The organism is Pseudonocardia tropica (assembly GCF_040105315.1).
Lineage (GTDB): Bacteria > Actinomycetota > Actinomycetes > Mycobacteriales > Pseudonocardiaceae > Pseudonocardia > Pseudonocardia alni.
The window spans coordinates 130,573-144,829 of record NZ_JBEDNP010000003.1 but is presented as its reverse complement, the minus strand read 5'-3'; the positions used below and the strand labels follow the sequence as shown (position 1 = coordinate 144,829).

14 protein-coding genes and 1 pseudogene are annotated in these 14,257 nt (G+C 76.4%); 12 read left to right on the top strand and 3 right to left on the bottom strand.

The window, feature by feature from the left end:
• Position 1 precedes the first annotated feature (1 nt).
• The 3 genes from WHI96_RS06260 (at position 2) to WHI96_RS06250 (ending at position 2,064) form a co-directional block, all read left to right on the top strand.
• Positions 2-1,216, top strand: coding sequence for a cytochrome P450 (locus WHI96_RS06260; RefSeq protein WP_345642392.1), 1,215 nt, complete (start codon positions 2-4; stop codon positions 1,214-1,216).
• Positions 1,217-1,230: 14 nt separating this feature from the next.
• The gene (locus WHI96_RS06255) at positions 1,231-1,428 is read left to right on the top strand and encodes a ferredoxin (RefSeq protein WP_345642953.1); all 198 of its coding nucleotides are present in this window, start codon (positions 1,231-1,233) and stop codon (positions 1,426-1,428) included.
• Positions 1,429-1,512: 84 nt separating this feature from the next.
• On the top strand, positions 1,513-2,064 hold the full coding sequence (locus tag WHI96_RS06250) for a dihydrofolate reductase family protein (protein WP_345642390.1): 552 nt from the start codon (positions 1,513-1,515) through the stop codon (positions 2,062-2,064).
• A 7-nt stretch (positions 2,065-2,071) separates the two neighbouring features.
• Here WHI96_RS06250 and WHI96_RS06245 read toward each other — a convergent pair whose 3' ends face one another.
• Positions 2,072-2,701 (bottom strand): DedA family protein, encoded by a 630-nt coding sequence (locus WHI96_RS06245; RefSeq protein ID WP_345642387.1) that lies wholly within the window; start codon positions 2,699-2,701, stop codon positions 2,072-2,074.
• A gap of 63 nt (positions 2,702-2,764) precedes the next feature.
• Between WHI96_RS06245 and WHI96_RS06240 the strand changes: the two genes are divergently transcribed.
• The gene (locus tag WHI96_RS06240) at positions 2,765-3,502 is read left to right on the top strand and encodes a class I SAM-dependent methyltransferase (RefSeq protein WP_345642385.1); all 738 of its coding nucleotides are present in this window, start codon (positions 2,765-2,767) and stop codon (positions 3,500-3,502) included.
• A 178-nt stretch (positions 3,503-3,680) separates the two neighbouring features.
• The gene (locus WHI96_RS06235; RefSeq protein WP_345642382.1) at positions 3,681-3,854 is read left to right on the top strand and encodes a hypothetical protein; all 174 of its coding nucleotides are present in this window, start codon (positions 3,681-3,683) and stop codon (positions 3,852-3,854) included.
• Positions 3,855-4,049: 195 nt separating this feature from the next.
• Here WHI96_RS06235 and WHI96_RS06230 read toward each other — a convergent pair whose 3' ends face one another.
• Positions 4,050-4,910 carry a MaoC family dehydratase gene (locus WHI96_RS06230; RefSeq protein ID WP_345642380.1) on the bottom strand — a complete coding sequence of 287 codons (861 nt, stop codon included), beginning with the start codon at positions 4,908-4,910 and terminating at the stop codon, positions 4,050-4,052.
• Positions 4,911-5,036: 126 nt separating this feature from the next.
• On the opposite strand from WHI96_RS06230, the gene rsfS reads away from it, so the two are divergent.
• The 7 genes and pseudogenes from rsfS to WHI96_RS06195 form a co-directional block, all read left to right on the top strand.
• Positions 5,037-5,420, top strand: coding sequence for a ribosome silencing factor (gene rsfS, locus WHI96_RS06225; protein ID WP_062401418.1), 384 nt, complete (start codon positions 5,037-5,039; stop codon positions 5,418-5,420).
• Entirely contained in the window at positions 5,417-6,037 is a 621-nt protein-coding gene (locus tag WHI96_RS06220; protein ID WP_345642376.1) for a histidine phosphatase family protein, read from the top strand. Before rsfS ends, WHI96_RS06220 begins: the two co-directional genes overlap by 4 nt.
• On the top strand, positions 6,030-6,761 hold the full coding sequence (gene octT / locus WHI96_RS06215; protein WP_345642373.1) for a diglucosylglycerate octanoyltransferase: 732 nt from the start codon (positions 6,030-6,032) through the stop codon (positions 6,759-6,761). Before WHI96_RS06220 ends, octT begins: the two co-directional genes overlap by 8 nt.
• A complete protein-coding gene (locus WHI96_RS06210; RefSeq protein ID WP_345642370.1) occupies positions 6,758-8,200 on the top strand; it encodes a xylulokinase in 1,443 nt (480 codons plus the stop codon). Before octT ends, WHI96_RS06210 begins: the two co-directional genes overlap by 4 nt.
• 9 nt (positions 8,201-8,209) lie before the next feature.
• A complete protein-coding gene (locus tag WHI96_RS06205) occupies positions 8,210-9,064 on the top strand; it encodes a DegV family protein (RefSeq protein WP_345642367.1) in 855 nt (284 codons plus the stop codon).
• A 550-nt stretch (positions 9,065-9,614) separates the two neighbouring features.
• Complete coding sequence (locus tag WHI96_RS06200; protein ID WP_349302351.1) at positions 9,615-10,526, top strand: ComEA family DNA-binding protein; 912 nt, start codon at positions 9,615-9,617, stop codon at positions 10,524-10,526.
• Positions 10,527-10,972: 446 nt separating this feature from the next.
• A pseudogene (locus WHI96_RS06195) lies at positions 10,973-12,790 on the top strand (ComEC/Rec2 family competence protein); the annotation flags it as partial.
• Positions 12,791-12,982: 192 nt separating this feature from the next.
• On the opposite strand, the gene thrC reads toward WHI96_RS06195, so the two are convergent.
• Positions 12,983-14,251 (bottom strand): threonine synthase, encoded by a 1,269-nt coding sequence (gene thrC, locus WHI96_RS06190; protein ID WP_345642361.1) that lies wholly within the window; start codon positions 14,249-14,251, stop codon positions 12,983-12,985.
• Between the last annotated feature and the right edge of the window lie 6 nt (positions 14,252-14,257).

Genomic DNA, 14,257 nt, shown 5'->3' with positions numbered 1-14,257 from the left:
GATGACCCTCGCCACCGAGCGTCCCCGCCTGCCGTTCACCCGACCGAACCTGCTCGACCTCGCGCCGTTCTACGAGGTCCTCCGCCGCGAGGCGCCGATCGCGCCGGTGACCACCCCGGCCGGGGACCCGGCGTGGCTGGTGACCCGGTTCGCCGAGGTCCGCGAGCTGCTCGGGGACAAGCGGTTCGGTCGGTCGCACCCGGAGCCGGAGAAGGCGTCGAGGATCAGCACCGCCGCCGTCCAGGACGGGCCGACGGGCACCTACGAGAACGAGGCGCAGGAGCACGGCCGGATGCGCCGGCTGCTCACCCCGGCCTTCTCCGCCAAGCGGATGCGGACGCTGTCCGGGCACGTGCAGGAGCTCGTCGACGGCTACGTCGACGCGATGGTCGCCGAGCACGACGCCGCCGGTCCGGGTACCACCGTGGACCTGCACGCCCACCTCGCCTTCCCGCTGCCGGTCGCGGTGATCTGCTCGCTGCTCGGCGTCCCCGAGGTCGACGGCGAGTACTTCCGCGGCCTCTCCGACCGGATGGCGACCTTCTCCGGCGAGGACGCCCACGTCGCCCGCGAGGAGTTCGGCCGCTACATGGCCGGGCTCGCCGAGGGCAAGCGCGCCGAGCCGGACGAGGACGTCATCACCGACCTCGTGCAGGCCCAGGCCGAGGACCCCGGGTTCGGCTACCCGGAGATGGTCCGGCTCTGCGTCGGGCTGCTGTTCGCCGGCCACGAGACCACCGTGAACCGGATCGGGCTCGGCATCCTGTTCCTGATGACCCACCGCGACGAGTGGGACAAGCTCGCCGCGGACCCGGACGGCCGGATCGACGCCGTCATCGAGGAGGTCATGCGCCTCGGCGCGCCCGGCGACCTGGGGCTGCTGCGTTACGCCCACGAGGACGTCGAGATCGCCGGGGTCACCATCGCGCGCGGCGACGCGGTCATCCTCTCGGTCAACGCCGCCAACCGCGACGTCGACGTCTTCGACCACGCCGAGACCTTCGACCCGGACCGTACCGAGCGCGGGCACGTCGGCTTCGGTCACGGCGCACACTTCTGCATCGGCGCGAGCCTGGCCCGCACCGAGCTGCGCGCGGTCTTCGCGACGCTCGCCCGCCGGCTGCCGGAGCTGGACCTCGCCGTCGGCATGGACGAGCTCGACGTGCGCACCGACCACCTCACCGGCGGCGTCCGCAGCCTGCCGGTCCGCTGGTGAGGGAGGGGACCGCGATGAAGGTCGAGGTCGACCAGCACGCGTGCGTCGGCTCGGGGCAGTGCCTGCTCACCGCCCCGGACGTGTTCGACCAGCGCGACTCCGACGCCGTCGTCGAGCTGCTCACCGACACCCCGCCGGACGGCCGGGAGCAGGCCGTGCGCAACGCGGCGCGCGGCTGCCCGGCGTCGGCGATCACCGTCGTCGACGACTGAGCGGCCCCCGGGAGCGATGAGTCCGGGACGCCTCCGCGGTCGACCCTGGTGTACGACGCACCGACGACCGTGGAGGCACCTCCCGTGCGCACCCTCGCGATCACCCAGAACATCACCCTCGACGGCGCCGTCGAGTTCCTCGGCGACTGGTTCGACCCGAACGCCGAGGGCCAGGACGACGTGCTCGCCGAGCTGCACCGCCAGGACGCCGCGTCCGACGCGACCCTGCTCGGCCGTCGCACGTTCTGCGACTTCCGCGGCTTCTGGCCCGCGCAGACCGACGACGCCACCGGCATCACCGACTACCTGAACCAGGTCGACAAGTACGTGGTGTCGTCCACGCTGACCGACCCGGAGTGGCAGAACTCGACGATCCTGTCCGGGGACCCGGTCGCCGAGGTGGCGGCGCTCAAGGAGCAGCCGGGCACCGACATCGTGCTGACCGGCAGCATCACGCTCTGCCACACGCTCATCGCCGCCGGGCTCGTCGACGAGTTCCGCCTCTTCCACCACCCGGTCGTGCAGGGCGCGGGCCGGCGCCTGTTCCCCGACGGTGCGTCCTTCGAGGGACTACGGCTCCTCGACGCCCGGTCGTTCTCCGGCGGGATCGTCTACACCGCGCACGCGGCGCGCTGATCGGCGCTCAGGTCGCCGTCTCCTCCCGTGCGGCGGCCCGCTCCACCCGGTGCCGCACGTAGCGCGACACCAACAGCCCGCCGACGACGGCGACGACCAGCCCGATCCAGGAGAACCGCTTCAGCCACGTCTCGGCGACGATGCCGAGCAGGTAGATCAGGGCGACCGTGCCGCCCGCCCACAACACCGCACCGGTGGCGTTCGCCGCGAGGAACGCGGGGTAGCGCATCCGCATCGTCCCGGCCAGCGGCCCGGCCAGGATCCGCAGGATCGCCACGAAGCGGCCGAACAGCACCGCCCACACCCCGTGCCGGTCGAAGATCCGCCGGGCGACGGTGAGGTGCGCAGGGCCCAGGTGCCGGGGGAAGCGGCGCCCGAGCCGCTCGAGCAGGCCGGTGCCGTAGCGGCGCCCGACGGAGTAGCCGATCGAGTCACCGACGATCGCGCCCGCCGTCGCCGACGCCGCGACGGCGACCGGGTCGATCGGCGATCCCGGTCGGGCGGCCAGCAGTGCCGCGCCCACGAGCACGATCTCACCGGGCAGCGGGACCCCGATGCTCTCCACCCCGACGACGCCCGCGCACAGGAAGTAGATCGCGAGCGGGGGGATCGCCATCAGGAGCATGTCGACGTGCACCACCCCATCATGCACACGTGTCGGTGGTGCGGTGACGGCCCGGTACGGGCATCATGCGCGGACGTGAGCACACCGCTGGAGCAGGTCTTCCTGGCCGCCCACGACGACCTGCCCCGTGAGGCGCCGGGATCGGAGGAGACGACGGCGCTGCTGCTGCGCCTGGCCGGCGACCTGCCGGAGCGGCCCCGGATCGTCGACATCGGCTGCGGGACGGGTCCCTCGACGCTCCCGCTGGCCGCGGCGACCGGTGGTGAGGTCGTCGCCGTCGACCTGCACGAACCCTTCCTCCAGCGGCTGCGGAACCGCGCCGCGACGGCCGGGCTGGGGGAGCGGGTGCGCCCGCTCGTCGCGGCGATGGACGACCTCCCGCTGCCCGACGGCGAGGCCGACCTCGTCTGGTCCGAGGGCGCGGCCTACGTCATGGGGTTCGACGCCGCCCTGGCCGGCTGGCGGCGGCTGCTCGCCCCGGACGGTGTGCTGGTCCTCACCGAGGCCGAGTGGACGACCACCGAGCCGTCGCCCGGCGCGCGGGGGTTCTGGGACACCGGCTACCCGGGGATGCGGACGACCGCGGAGAACGTCGCCGCCGCGCAGCGCGCCGGGTACACGGTGCAGGCGGTCTACCTGCTCCCCGACTCCGACTGGGACGCCTACTACCGGCCGCTGGCCTGCCGCATCGCCACTCTTCGGGAGGACGGCGTCGACCCGGTGGCCCTGGACGAGGTGGGCGACGAGATCACCGTGCGGGAGCGGTTCGGCGCCGAGTACGGCTACACCGGCTACGTCCTGCGCCCGCGCTGACCCGGCGTCCGGACGTGGTCGTACGCCCCCGCACCGACGACGACCTGCCGGGCTGCGTCGCGGTGCTGCGCGCCGTGCACGCCACCGACCGCTACCCGTCGACCTGGCCGGCCGACCCGGCGGCGTTCGTGTCCCGGAGGGGGTCGCCGCCGAGCTCGCGGCCCGCGGCCGCGACGGGGTGCTCGACGTCGTCGAGTCCGCCCCCGCCGAGCGTCTCTACCGTGCGGCCGGCTGGGTCCGCACCGGGACCGCGCTCGCCGGGTGGCGGTTCCCGGACGGCCGCGAGCCGGTCGCCGCGCTCTACCGGCTGCCGATCACGCAGCGCCGAAAGGGTGACGACACACCGCGGTAGTCGTCCATCGGTCTCGCTGTACTGCGCCGATCGGGACGGTGGCCGGCCTGCTGCTCCGCGCGGTGCCGCAGCCCGTCCGCCGGGACGCCCCAGCTCGCGGCGCTCGACGCCCTGTCCGCCCTCGCCTACCGGGGAGGGCAGAGCGATCCGGGGCCCCGGCGCCGCCGCGGATCACCGGGGCGGCGTCCTGAGCGCTCAGGCGGACGGGACCGCGGCGGTGACCTCCGCCGTGCCGCGGTCCAGCACCACCTCGCCGTCGACGGCGGTCCGGAACGCGACCGTGTCGTCGCCGGTGTCCCACACCGAGACGGTGAGGGACCGGCCGGGCACGACCGGCCGGGTGAAGCGGGCGTCCATCGCGACGAGGCGGCGGGCGTCGCCGTCGCAGACGGTCGCGACCAACGCACGCGTGGTGAACCCGTAGGTGCACATGCCGTGCAGGATCGGCCGGTCGAAACCGCCCTTCGCGGCGAACTCCGGGTCGCTGTGCAGCGGGTTGCGGTCCCCGGTGAGCCGGTAGAGCAGGGCCTGGCCGGGCGTGGTCCGGTAGGTCACCTCGTGGTCGGGGGCCCGGTCGGGGACGGGGCTCGGCGCGCTGTCACCGCGGGTGCCGCCGAAGCCGCCCTCGCCGCCGAGGAACAACGTCTTCGTGCTGGTCAGCACCGGTTCCCCGGTGCCCGCGTCGACGGCCTCGGCCTCGGTGCGCACCAGCGCCCCGGACCCCTTGTCGAGGACCTCGGTGACCGTCGCGGTCACCCGGACCCGCCCCTCCACCGGCAGCGGGCCGACCACCCGGAACGCCTGCTCGGCGTGCACGACGCGCGAGGCGTCCACGTCACCGAGGTCGACCTTCGCGCCCGCCGTGACGATCTCCGCGAACGACGGCAGCACCGCCGTCCGCACGCCCCCGGTGTTCTCCGTGGTCAGCGACAGCTCGGCGGTGGGGTCCTCACCCCCTGCGCCGACGGCGACCGCGTAGAGGAGCACGTCGTCCCGTGCCCACGCGAAGCTGACCGGTTCGCACTGCGTGCCCTCGAGATCGGGCGCCAGGGGCATGGGGAGTCTCCTTCGACGGTCCACCGTGAGGCGGAAACCTATCCCGCCCGGTGCCCGCCGCCCAAGCCCCCGGTGCCCGGCTGACACACTGTCGAGGTCAATCGTGGTCGTGAAGGGAAGAGTGTGGTGACGGCATCACCGGAGGCGGTCGAGCTGGCGAAGGTGGCCGCGGCCGCCGCGGCCGACAAGAAGGCCGTCGACATCGTCGCGCTCGACGTGTCCGACCAGCTCGCGCTGACCGACTGCTTCGTGCTGGCGTCGGCGGCCAACGAGCGTCAGGTCCAGGCCATCGTCGACGAGGTCGAGGAGAAGCTGCGCGAGCGCGGCAGCAAGCCGACCCGGCGCGAGGGCGACAACGACAACGGCTGGGTCCTGCTGGACTTCAACGACATCGTCGTGCACGTCATGCACACCGAGCAGCGCGGCTTCTACGGCCTGGACCGGCTCTGGAAGGACTGCCCGGCGATCGAGGTGCCCGACCCCCAGGGCGCCCCGGATGGCACTGCATGACGCTGCGCCGGGTCACCCTGCTGCGGCACGGGCAGACCGAGTACAACTCCGTCGGCCGGATGCAGGGGCACCTGGACACCCGGCTGACCGACGCCGGGCGCGCACAGGCCGCGGCCGTCGCGCCGCGGCTCGCGCAGGAGCGGTACGACCGGATCATCACCTCGGACCTGACCCGCGCCCACGACACCGCGACCGCCGTGGCCGAGGCCGTCGGGCTGCCGCTGTCGGTGGACAAGCGGCTGCGGGAGACCCACCTCGGGGACTGGCAGGGGCGCACCATCGCCGAGATCGGTGCCGACGACCCGGGCGCGGTCGCCGAGTGGCGGTCCGACCCGCGGTTCACCCCGCCCGGCGGGGAGTCCCGGGTCGACGTCGTCGTCCGGTCGCTGCCGGTCGTCGAGGAGCTGGACCTCGAGTACGCCGCCGACCCGGAGGAGCGCTCCGTGCTGCTCGTCGCGCACGGCGGCATGATCGCCGGGATGGTGTGCGGGCTGCTCGACCTGCCGCAGTCGTCCTGGCCGGTGATCGGCGGGCTGGGCAACACCCGCTGGGCCGTCGTCGCCCGTCGTGACGACCATCCCCGCTGGCGCCTGTCGGGGTACAACATCGGTGCCTGACCTGCTGGTCGTCGGGGACTCGCTGGCCTTCCACGGACCCGAGCGGCCCTGCCCGGCCGACGAGCCGAGGCTGTGGCCCAACATCGCCGCCGCCCGGCTCGGGGGCCGCGCCGAGATCGTCGCGCGTGCCGGGTGGACCGCCCGGCACGCCTGGTCGGCGATCACCGGGGACCCGCGGGTGTGGGCGGCGCTGCCGCGGGTCGGAGCGGTCGTGCTCGGGGTGTCCGGGATGGACTCGCTGCCGTCCCCGCTGCCGACCGCGCTGCGCGAGCTGATCCCGGTACTGCGGCCCGCCCCGCTGCGCCACGCGGCCCGCAGCGCCTACCGGCGCGCCCAGCCGCGGCTGGCCCCGGCACTGGCGCGGCTGCCCGGCGGGGGACCGGCGACCCTGCCGCCCCGCCTCACCGCCGCCTACCTGGAACGCTGCCGCGCCGGGGTGCACGCGCTGCGCCCCGGGCTGCCGGTGGTGGCGCTGGCACCGTCGGTGCACCGCGCCGCCGACTACGGCCTGGCCCACCCGCACCGCGCCGCCACCGACGCCGCGATCCACCGCTGGGCGGCCGGCGCCCCGGCGGTGACGGTGCTCGACGTGCCCGCCCTGGTCGGCGAGCACGTCCTCGGTGGACACGGCAACCCCGACGGGCTGCACTGGGGCTGGGCGGGCCACGCCGCCGTCGGGGAGGCGCTGGCCGGGCTCCTCGCGACCGTGGGGGACCGGCCGTGACCCTGCTCGGCATCGACCTGGGCACCACCTCGGTCAAGGCGGCGGTGTTCACCGGCGACGGCGTCCGGGTCGCCGCGGCCCGTGCCGCGCACCCCACCGCGCGCCCCGCACCCGGGCACGCCGAGCAGGACCCGCGCGACTGGTGGTCCGGGCTCACCGAGGTGGTCGGCGCACTCGGCCCGGCCCTGGCCGGGGTGACGGCGGTCGGGGTGTGCGCCCAGGTCAACACCCATCTGTTCGTCGACGACGGCGGTGCCCCCGTGCACCCGGCGATCACCTGGCAGGACGGCCGGTGCGGCCCGGTCGCGGCGACGCTGACCGAGCGGCTCGCCCCCGCCGACCGGGCCCGGATCCGGGGCGGGCTGGGCACCGTCGACGCCTCGCACGCGGCCGCCCGCGCCGCCTGGCTCGCCGCGCACCGCTCCGACGCGTGGGCCCGCGCACGGAGGCTGCTCGCCCCCAAGGACTGGCTGCTCGAGCGGCTCACCGGGACCGCCGTGGCCGACCCGCTGTCCTCGACCGGACTCCTCGACCCCGACGGCCGGTACCCGGACTGGCTCGACCTGCTGGTCCCCGGGCTGCGCGCGATGCCGGCGCCCCTGGCCGACCCGGCGTCGGTCGCGGGGGAGACCACCGGCGCGGGCGGACTCCCGGCCGGGCTGCCCGTCGCCGTCGGGACGATGGACGCCTGGGCGGCGCTGCTCGGCGGCGGAATCGCCGCCCCCGGAGACGCGATCGACATCGCGGGCACCTCGGAGGTCCTGGCCCTCGCCGCGACGCCCGGCGGCGGCGCCCCGGGGATCGTCACGTTCCCGTCGTGGCGCGGGCTGCACGTGCACGCCGGGCCCACCCAGGCCGGCGGCGACGCCCTGACCTGGGCGTCCGCGGTGCTCGGCGTCGCACCGGCCGAGCTGCTGGACCGCGCCGCCCGCGCCGACCCGGGCCAGGTCCTGTTCCTGCCCCAGCTCGCCGGGGAACGCGCCCCGCTGTGGGACCCGGACCTGCGCGGACACTGGCTCGGCGCGGGCCTCGCCACCGGGTCCGCCGAGCTGGGCCGCGCCGTGCTGGAGGGCGTCGCCCACGCCGCCCGGCACGTCCTGGGCCCGCTGGAGGACGCGGCCGGACGTCGCGCCGGGACCGTCGCCGCCTGCGGCGGTGGTGCGGCGAGCGACCTCTGGTGCCAGATCAAGGCCGACGTGCTGGACCGGCCGCTACGTCGCACCGCCGAGCGCGACGCCGGGGTGCTCGGCGCCGCGATGCTGGCCGCGCTCGCGACCGGCGACGCCGCCTCGGTCGGTGAGCTCGCCGGGCGCATGGTGCGGGTCGACCGGGAGTTCACCCCCGACCCGCGCGCCCGCGGCCGCCTCGACGACGCGCACGGCCGCTACCTCGCCGCGCAGCGGGCACTGGCACCGCTGTTCCGTCCGTCGGGTGGATAGGGTCCGGCCGTGCCCCCCTCGCCGGTCGCCGTGGTCACCGACTCCACCGCCCACCTGCCGCCCGGCGTCGCGGAACGTCGGGGCATCCACGTCGTCCCGCTGGAGGTGCGGCTCGGCGAGCGCACCGCCCGCGACGGTGTCGACGTCTCCGCCGCCGAGCTGATCGCCGCCCTCGCCGACCGCAACCTGCTGGTGCAGACCTCCCGCCCGACCCCGGCCGCGTTCGCCGAGCGCTTCACCGCCCTGCTCGACGACGGCGCCCCCGCCGTCGTGGCCGTGCACCTGTCCCGGGAGCTGTCCGGCACCTGGGACGCGGCCCGGCTCGCCGCACAGGAGGTCGCCCCGGACCGGATCCGGGTCGTCGACTCCGGCGCCATCGCGATGGGTCTGGGCTTCGCCGTGCTGGCCGCCGCCGACGCCGCCGGGGCAGGCGAGGCCCCCGGCGACGTCGAGGCCGTGGCCGGTGCCGTCGCCGCGCGGTCACGGGTCCTGTTCGCGGTGCAGGACCTGGAACGGCTGCGTCGCGGCGGCCGGATCGGCGCCGCGTCCGCGCTGGTGGGCACGGCCCTGTCGGTCAAGCCGATCCTGCACCTGCGCGACGGCCGGATCGCGCCGCTGGAGAAGGTGCGGACGACCTCCCGCGCGACCGAACGGCTCGTGGCGCTCGCGGTCTCCGAGGCGGGTCCGGGGGCGCATGTCGCCGTGCACCACCTCGGTGCCGAGGACCGGGCCGAGGACATCGCCGACCGGCTGCGCGAACGGCTGCCCGACGCCGCCGGGATGCACGTCTCCGAGGTCGGCGCGGTGATCGGGGCGCACGCGGGGCCGGGGCTGGTGGGGGTCGTGGTGGTGCCGGCGGGCTGACCGTCGGGCCACGTCCGCGGCCTTCCCGGTGATGGCCTCCTCCGGGCCGGCTCGCCGCGGGCCGAGGGGCCCCGCCGGTTCATAGCACGCACCGCCGACGATCCGGCCCCGTGACGGCCCACGGGACGCCGTCCGTCCCCCATCGACGGATCCGTCCACAGGCCCGGCATCGGCCCGTCGGAACGGGTGTGGCGGACCTAGCGTCGGGTGCGTGACCAGGACCGACGCCTCCCTCGACCCGGCCCGGCGGCTCGCCGGGATCGGGACGCGCGGGCGGCCGGCCGCGGCCGCGGACCGGCTCGATCCCCCGACGGTCCCGTTGCCTGCGCCACCGGTGGCTCCCGGTCCGGCCGGGTCACGCCCCGGACGACCGCCCGCACCCGGGCCACTCCTCCCGCACGATGTCCGCGGTGCCGGTCCGCCGGGTCCGACGCCGCCCGCCCCCCGGCGCGACACCCCGCACGGTGCGGCACCGGTCCGGCCTGCCGACCCGGCCGACTCGCACGGTGCGGCACGGGGGTGGCCTGCCGACCCGGCCGACTCGCACGGTGTGGGACGGGGGTGGCCGGCCGACCCGCAGGGCGCGATGCCGGTGTGGACCGCCGACCCCGACGCCGGCCACCCCCTGGCCCTGCTGGCCCGGGACGACCCCGCCCCGCCCGAGGAGACCCCCGGCGACGACGGCCCGCACGGTGGACGCCCCTCGTGGCTGCGCCGCCGGGCCCAGCGGTGGTTGCCGTCGTCGCCGGCCGGGGCGCGGGTCGACCCGGGTCGCCCCGGTGCGCTCGCGCTGGTGGCGGTGGTGCTCGTCGGTGCGCTCGTCGCCGGGGTGGGTGTGTGGCTCGACCGCCCCACCGTGCAGCCCGTCGGCGGCCTGCCCGAGGTGACCGCGGTGCCCGGCGAGGCGGTGGCAACCGGGGAGGTGGACCGGTCCGCGGGCCCCGGCGCACCGGCACCCGTCGCGGCGGCCCCGGTCACCGCGGGGCCGCTCGTCGTCAGCGTCGTCGGCCGGGTCGCCCGGCCCGGCCTCGTCCGGGTGCCCGACGGGTCGCGCGTCGCCGACGCCCTCGACGCCGCGGGGGGCGCGCTGCCCGGGGTCGACCTCGGCGTGCTCAACCTGGCGCGGCGGCTCGGGGACGGCGAGCAGATCGCGGTCGGCGTCCCACCGGCCGCCGACGCCGCCCCGGTCCTGCCCGCCCCCGGCTCGGAGCCCGCGTCGGGCGCCGAACCGGGCGCGGCCGCCGCACCCGCCCCGCCCGGTGCGCCCGGCGGGAAGATCGACCTGAACACCGCGACCGCGTCCGACCTCGACGCCCTGCCCGGCGTCGGCCCGGTCACCGCGAAGAAGATCGTCGACTGGCGCAGCGCCAACGGGCGCTTCAGCCGGGTCGAGCAGCTGCGGGAGATCGACGGCATCGGCGAGCGCCGCTTCGCCCAGCTCCAGGAACTGGTGCGGGTGTGACCCGCGCCGGAGCCCGCCGGGAGGACCCGGTCCCCGGAGAGCACGACGACGAGCACGAGGAACAGGCCGAGCGCCCCGCCCCACCCGACCTGCGCCTCGTCCCCGGCGCGCTCGCCACGTGGGCCGCCGTCCTCGCCGGGCTGCTCGGCGGCACCGCGGGTGGGATCACCGCCGCCGTCCTCGCGGCGCTCGCCCTGCCGGTCGCGCTGCTCCGCGCCCGGACCAGCGCCCGTGCCGCGGCACCGTCCTCGATCGTGCTCGCCGCGGCCGGGTGCGCACTCGTCGCGGCCGTCCTGGTCACCGTCCACGCGGCCGCGCTGGCGTCGCACCCGCTGCGGGCACCCGCCGACCGCGGCGCGGCCGCCGAGGTCCGCGTCCGGCTGACCGACGACCCCCGGATCCTGCGCAGCACCACCGGCGGCGACGAGTCCGGCGCCGCCCGGGCGATGGCGCTGGTGCCCACCGAGCTCGTCACGGCCACCGTCGGCGGGGACCGGGCGACCACCGGCGGGAAGCTCCTGCTCCTGGCCCCGGCGGCGAGCTGGACCGGGCTGCTCCCCGGCCAGGAGGTCTCCGCCGCCGGGCTGCTCATGCCCGCACAGCGCCCCGACCTCACCGTCGCCGTGCTGAAGGTCCGGGGCGCGCCGCAGGACGTGACCGTGCCGCCCTGGTGGCAGACCGGCGCCGGGGCGCTGCGCGACGGCCTGCGCGACGCGGCGGTCTCCGCGCTGCCCGAGGCACCGGCGGGACTGCTGCCCGGGCTCGCGATCGGGGACACCCGCGCCCAGCTCGCCGAGACCGAGCAGGACTTCCGCACCGCCGGACTCGCGCACCTCACCGCCGTCTCCGGCGCCAACGTCGCGATCGTCACCGGGGCGGTGCTGCTCCTGCTGCGCCTGTTCCGGACCGACCCGCGGATCGCGGCCGCGGCGGCGATGCTCGCCCTGGTCGGGTTCGTCGTGCTGGCCCGGCCGTCGCCGTCGGTACTGCGGGCGGCGGTCATGGGCGGGGTGGTGCTGATCGCGTTCGCGGCCGGTCGCGCCCGCTCGGCGGTGCCCGCGCTCGCGGTGGCCGTGCTCGGCCTGCTGCTGGCCGCCCCCGGGCTGGCCGTCGACGCCGGGTTCGTGCTCTCGGTCGTCGCCACCGGTGCGCTGGTGCTGCTCGGTCCGGGCTGGACGGCGGCGCTGCGGCGGCGCGGACTGCCGTCCGGACCGGCCGAGGCACTGGTCGTCCCGGTCGCCGCGGCGCTGGCCACCGCGCCGGTGATCGCCGGGCTCAACGGGGGCGTCGGGCTGGTGACCGTGGTGGCGAACCTGCTCGCCGCGCCCGCCGTCGCCCCCGCGACGGTGCTGGGCGTGCTCGGCGCGGTCCTGTCCGCGGTGAGCCCGGCCGCCGCGTGGTGCTGCGCCTGGCTGGCGGGACCGTTCGTGTGGTGGCTGGTGGTGGTCGGGGACCGGGCCGCCGCGGTGCCCGGTGCCACCGTGCCGTGGCCCGCGGGGGCCGGCGGCGCGCTGCTGCTCGCCGGGGTGCTGGTCGTGCTGCTGGCGATGGGCCGGGTGCCCCGGCTGCGGGCGCTGTTGCTGGCCCTGCTGGTCGGGCTGCTCGTCGTCCTCGTCCCGACCCGGTTCGCACCGCCCGGCTGGCCGCCCGCCGGGTGGCGGATGGTGGCCTGCGACGTCGGTCAGGGCGACGCGCTCGTCCTCGCCACCGGTATCCCCGGGCACGCCGTCCTGGTCGACACCGGGCCGACCGACGACGCCGTCGACACCTGCCTGGACCGGCTCGGTGTCCGGGTCCTGGAGCTCGTGGTGATCACCCACTTCCATGCCGACCACGACGGCGGCCTCGCCGGCGCGCTGCGTGGCCGCGCCGCGGGCGGCATCGCCGTCGGGCCGGTGCGGGAACCGGCGTCCGGGCTGCGCGACATCACCCGGCGCGCCGAGGAGGCCGGTGCCCCGGTGGTGGGGCTCGCGCGCGGGATGGAGCTGGGCTGGCCGGAGCTGCGCCTGCAGGTCCTCGGCCCGGTCCACCCGCCCCTGACGGTCGACGGCAGCGACGGGACGGCGGTCAACGACATCTCGCTGCTGCTGCGCGCGACCACCCCGGCCGCGACGATCCTGCTGACCGGCGACGCGGAGCTGGTCGCCCAGGACGACCTGCTCGACTCCGGTGCCGACCTGCGGGCGGACGTGCTGAAGATGCCCCACCACGGGTCCCGCAAGGTGGTCCCGCGGCTGATCACGGCCGTCGCCCCGCGGGCGGCGGTGATCAGCGTCGGCAACGGCAACAGCTACCGGCACCCCAACGCGGAGCTGGTGGACCGGCTGGTCGGGGCGGGGATCGTCGTCGCACGCACCGACCGGTCCGGTGACCTGGCCCTGACCGGCGACGACCCGGCCGGGCTGACGGTGGTCGCGCGGGGCGACCCCCGCCCGGCGCCCGGCCGGCGGGGCCGGTCAGCCCAGGTTCGCCAGCGCCTCGCGGACCGCGGCGGACGTCGACGGCACGGTCGCCGTCGGGCCGACCTCGCCGGAGACGGCGTCGAGGGTCTTGAGGCCGTCGCCGGTGATCATGAGGACGGTCTCGGCGTCGGGGTCGAGCGCCCCGGCCTCGAGCAGCTTCCTGGTGGTCGCGATGGTGACCCCGCCCGCGGTCTCGGCGAACACGCCCTCGGTGCGGGCCAGGAGCCGGATGCCGTCGACGACCTCCTCGTCGGAGACGTGGCCGACCGAGCCGCCGGTGCGGCGCACCGAGTCGAGGACGTACGGGCCGTCGGCCGGGTTCCCGATCGCCAGCGAGCGCGCGATGGTGTCCGGCTTCTGCGGCTGGATCACGTCGTGGCCGGCCTCGAAGGCCCGCGCGACCGGCGAGCAGCCGGTGGCCTGGGCGCCGAACACGGTGTACGGGGTGGGCTCGACCAGGCCCAGGGTGCCGAGTTCGGTGAACCCCTTGTCGATCTTGGTGAGCTGGGAGCCGGACGCGACGGGGACGACGACCTGCTGCGGGAGCCGCCAGCCGAGCTGCTCGGCGACCTCGTAGCCCAGGGTCTTCGAGCCCTCGGCGTAGTACGGCCGGACGTTGACGTTCACGAACGCCCAGTCCTCGTGCTCGGCGGCCAGCTCGGTGGCGAGCCGGTTGACGTCGTCGTAGTTGCCGTCCACGGCGAGCAGCGTGCCGCCGTAGACGGCGGTGGTGACGATCTTCGCCTGCTCCAGCGAGGACGGGATCAGCACGACCGAGTCCCAGCCGGCGCGGGCGGCCGCGGCGGCGACGGCGTTGGCCAGGTTCCCCGTCGAGGGGCAGCACAGCACCGAGAAGCCGAGTTCACGGGCGGCGGCGAGCGCGACGGCGACGACGCGGTCCTTGAACGAGTGCGTCGGGTTGCCCGTGTCGTCCTTGATCCAGATCTTGCGGACGCCGAGCGCGCGGGCCAGGTTGTCGGCCTCGATCAGCCGGGTCAGGCCGGGTTCGGTGTTCGCGTGCTGCTCGACGGTCGAGGGGACCGGCAGCAGGTCCTTGTAGCGCCAGATCGACTTCGGCCCGGCCTCGATGGAGGCGCGGGTGACCTTCGGGAACTCGTAGGCGACCTCGAGGGGGCCGAAACAGCGCGGACACGCGAACTCCGCGGCGAGCGGGATCTCGTGGCGGCACTCGCGGCACGCGAGAGCGCGCGCGGAACCGAGGTCGTAGGCGGAGGTGGTTTCGGGCGCAGCAGTGAGAGTCACGAGATC